This window comes from Rhodococcus sp. R1101, assembly GCF_000278445.1.
Taxonomy (GTDB): Bacteria; Actinomycetota; Actinomycetes; order Mycobacteriales; family Mycobacteriaceae; genus Rhodococcus; species Rhodococcus gordoniae.
In genome coordinates this window covers 1-4,036 of record NZ_AJVB01000353.1, presented here as the reverse complement: position 1 = coordinate 4,036, position 4,036 = coordinate 1, and the positions used below count along the sequence as shown (strand labels likewise).

Here is a 4,036-nt window from a genome sequence, read left to right as displayed (position 1 = left end):
ATCACCGCGCGCTTCGACGTCGAGCACACGGTGACGCACGGTGCCCATCGCGTACGGATCGCGGGAGCGGGCGACGACAGCACACCCGCGGGTGTCTCGGCCGCACTCACCCGGCAGGTCGAGGAGGGCCGCCGGGTCCTGTCGCAACGTGAGCACGACGTGTTCACCGGCTTCGTGCTCGGCGGTGTGGCCGACGAACTGCGCAGGCGGATCGACCGGGCACGGCAGCTGATCGCGGCGATGAACGACAGTCTCGCCGACAGCCGCACGACGCACGGGATCGGCGTGCGGATCGAGTGGCGACCCGGCGGTGAGGACACCGACGCGGCTCGCATGACGCGACTGCTCACCGACACCGACCGCTCGGCCGAGGATGCGGCCGAACTGGTCGAGATGCTGCGCCGCCGAGTCGAGTCCGCGCACGCCGCCGACCCGTCCGCCGGGTACGCGCTGCACCTGTCGCAGGCACTGGACTACCGGCGCTGGCACGAGGTCGAGGTCACGATCGTCGGTCCCGGACCGGACCAGGAGCGGCGGATCTCCGCGCGCGCCAAGATATCCCAGGGTGAGACACGCTTCGTGTCGTACGTCTCGCTCTTCGCCGCGGCGGACGGTTATCTCTCGGGTCTTCCCGACACCGGTACCGCATTGCGGCTGGTGCTGCTCGACGACGCGTTCGCCAAGATCGACGATCCGACGATCGGTGAACTGATGGGCCTGCTCGTACGGCAGGACATCGATTTCGTCATGACCGGGCACGCGCTGTGGGGTTGCGTGCCCGAGGTACCCGAACTCGACGTCTACGAGGTCCGCCGGCTCGGCGACGGAACGGCTGTGACGACCCGGGTGCACTGGGACGGCCGCGTGCGGCACCTGCGGCCGCTCACCGATCTACCGACGTAGCAGTGGCGGGCGCGATACCGATATCGCGCCCGCCACTGCCGGGATCCTGGGAAGGTGCCGGATCAGGACACGCGACGCAGCAGCGCTGCGAGTGCCTGTCCGCCACCGATGCACATGGTGACGACGCCGAGTTCGAGGTCGCGGCGGATCAGGTCCTTGGCGACGCGCAGCGTGAGGATCGCGCCGGTCGCGCCGACCGGGTGCCCCAGGGCGATGGCACCGCCGTAGGGGTTGGTCTTCTCCGGGTCGAGCTTGGCGTCGCGCGCCACCGCGAGGGCCTGCGAGGCGAAGGCCTCGTTGAGCTCGACGGTGTCGATGTCGGCCGGGGTCAGACCGTTCTGCTCGAACAGCTTCACCAGGGCGAGAGTGGGTGCGTAGCCCATCAACTCGGGTTCCATCGCCGCGGTGACGACGGACTCGAGCACGACCGAGCCGGCAAGGCCGCGTTCGCGGGCCACCGATTCTCGGGCGAGGACGAGGGCGGCCGCGCCGTCGTTGATGCCGGAGGCGTTACCGGCGGTGACGGTGCCGTCCTTGATGAACGCCGAACGGAGCTTGCCGAGCACCTCGAGGGTGGTGTCCGGCTTGGGATGCTCGTCCTCGGTGACGGTGACGGGCTTGCGGCCACCGATCTCGACCGGGGTGATCTCCTCGGCGAAGACGGCCTTCGCCGCATCGGTGGCGGCGCGCCGCTGCGATTCGAGGGCGAACTCGTCCTGCTGCTCACGGCTGACGCCGTACTCGCGGGCGACGTTCTCGGCGGTGACGCCCATGTGCAGTCCGCTGAACGGATCGGTGAGCATCCCGACGGTGCCGTCGACGAGCTCGCGGTTGCCGAGCTTGTAACCGCTGCGGGCACCGAAGTCGTAGAACGGCATGCGGGACATGCTCTCGTCGCCGCCGGCGACGGTGATCTCGGCAGCACCCCAACGGATCTCCTGGGCGGCGGACCACACGGCCTGCAGTCCGGATCCGCACAACCGGTTGACGGTCAGGGCCGGGGTGGAGACGGGCAGTCCGGCGGCGAGGGTCACGCGACGGGCGTTGTAGGCGTCGGCTCCGACCTGGCCGATGCAGCCCATGACGACCTCGTCGATGTCCTCACCCGCGACATCCGCACGCCGCAGCGCCTCGCGCACCGCGGCGGCGCCGAGTTCGTGGGCGGGTACGTCCTTCAGGGCGCCACCGAAGCTGCCGACGGGGGTGCGTGCGCCGTCGACGATGACGATGCGTTCCGGAGCGGTCATTTCTCGTCCAATCTGGTCGAACACCTGGGGTCCACACGCCGGCACCGGCCGAGCGCACGGCTCTTCGAGGAGGCTGGCCCTCCCGAAGGGTCCGGTTCATGCTACGGCACCGAGTGCCGCAGTCTCGTCGGCCCGAACGCGCGCTGCAGGAAGAGGTGCGGAAACGCCATTCCGCATCAGGAGCTACGTTGTTTTCACGCGTCGTCCGCAGCGAACGGGAGACCCGCCGCGAGACGATCCGCGGCCGCCGGCGTGCCCAGCTCGCGGCGGTGCCGGGGGTGCTCCACGTAGAACTCGAGGAATCGGTACAACTGCACGGGATCGACGGCCAGATACCGTGAGTCCAGCTCGATCCGGGGCTCCTGCGGCAATCGCTCGAAACGGAACACACGACTGGTCCGCCGGCGCGCCCACGCCGCCGACTCGTGCCCCTCGATCCAGATCACCGGGACCCCCCGGTCGACCGCCCGGAGCCCCCGCACCGACACCCAGGGCAGGTAGGACTCCACGAACCAGCCGCGCAGCCTGATGCCGTCCGGTCCGAGAACGAGCGATCCGGCCCGGATGCGCCCGAGTGCCACCTCGGCGAGGAAGGTCAGGCACACCCCGGCGACGAGTGCCAGCGCCACCGCCACCACGGGAAGCCCGTCGTTCCCCACCACGATCTCGACGGCCGCCCCGAGCGAAAGGAAGGCGCCGCACACCACCATCGCGAGCAGCAGACCGAAGACGACGTGGCGTCCTCCGATCTCGGTACTCCCGCGACCCGCCGCGTCGACATGCCTCACCCGGGGTATGCGCCCCGGTGGCGACCAGAAGGCAGCGCCGAAGGCCGCCGTCAGCAGCATCAGCACCGCCAGGATCGAATAGAAGCGGTCGGCGCCCACCGAGCCGGCGCGCCACACACCTACTCCGCGGGTCGCGGCGAAGACCGACACGAGCACGGCCGCACCGGCCGCTGCGTATACGCGCAGAGTATGCGCGCCGTGCCGCCATTCGCTCGGCGGTTCGGTATCGGATGTCCGTTCGGTGTCCGAAGTCGCAGCCTCCGTGCCGCGCCCACCCCACGGGACAACAGGTCGTTGCATCGGTCTCCCCTCCCGGTGCACCGAGGAGCCTCGACGCTCTCGGCCGTGCCGGTCGGCCGGAACGCTACCTCGAGCCGCCGATCGGATGCGGACCCTCCGGGCGCTACGCCACGACCGGGCACGCGAGTTGGCACCGGCCGGTGTGACGATTAACATACCCCCCGGTCATCACTGTGTTATTCCAGGTCACGGCTGTTTTTGGAGGGACGGGACGCGTATGGGAGAAGCTGGCGAGAATATTTCCCTACGTGTCGGTAACACCTACAGGCGAGATCGCGACACAATCTGTGACGATTCAGACGAGACCGGAGGAGTCTGCATGACTGTCCAGCTTGATTCGCCTGGCATCGCGTCCGTCGGCGAAGCTTCGTCGGCCGCGGCAGAGCTCGGCGAGCTCTTCGAGCAGATCAGGGAGCTCGACGCCCAGTTGCTCGCAGTGATCAAGCGGCGTTCCGAGCTCGTTCAGCGCGTCGGAGCATCGGCGAAGGGCACCGACGCGAGCCGCGAGGCACAGTCCGAGGAAATGGCCGTCCTCGGACGGTTCGACGAACTCGGCGCCGACGGAAGCACGCTCGCCATGACGCTGCTGCGCCTCGGCCGCACCCGCAAAGCCTGAGACCTATCCCGACGGCCCCCGCACCACACGGAGCGGGGGCCGTCGGCGTACCCGAGCCGTCCGCCGATTCGACTCACGCCGGTCGCAGACGTGGCCGCACCCTGCCTGTCGGAAGATCCCGGCAGCAGACAGGAACAGCACGGATCTCGGGTTCTACTGCGAAGCGGGCCGTTGACCGGTCC

Annotated in this window: 4 protein-coding genes; 2 read left to right on the top strand and 2 right to left on the bottom strand. The window is 69.3% G+C overall.

All coding sequences use genetic code 11. The annotated features are described in order from the left end of the window. Nucleotides 1-903: SbcC/MukB-like Walker B domain-containing protein (locus tag R1101_RS27300; RefSeq protein WP_037223981.1), on the top strand; the 903-nt coding region annotated here is incomplete at its 5' end. Between the two features lie 62 nt (nucleotides 904-965). Here R1101_RS27300 and R1101_RS0117630 read toward each other — a convergent pair. Continuing rightward, on the bottom strand, nucleotides 966-2,150 hold the full coding sequence (locus R1101_RS0117630) for a thiolase family protein (protein WP_016934682.1): 1,185 nt from the start codon (nucleotides 2,148-2,150) through the stop codon (nucleotides 966-968). 194 nt (nucleotides 2,151-2,344) lie between these two features. Further along, entirely contained in the window at nucleotides 2,345-3,238 is an 894-nt protein-coding gene (locus R1101_RS0117625; protein ID WP_016934681.1) for a hypothetical protein, read from the bottom strand. A 319-nt stretch (nucleotides 3,239-3,557) separates the two neighbouring features. Here R1101_RS0117625 and R1101_RS0117620 point away from each other — a divergent pair, with 319 nt between their 5' ends. After that, complete coding sequence (locus R1101_RS0117620; RefSeq protein ID WP_016934680.1) at nucleotides 3,558-3,854, top strand: chorismate mutase; 297 nt, start codon at nucleotides 3,558-3,560, stop codon at nucleotides 3,852-3,854. Nucleotides 3,855-4,036: the final 182 nt, after the last annotated feature.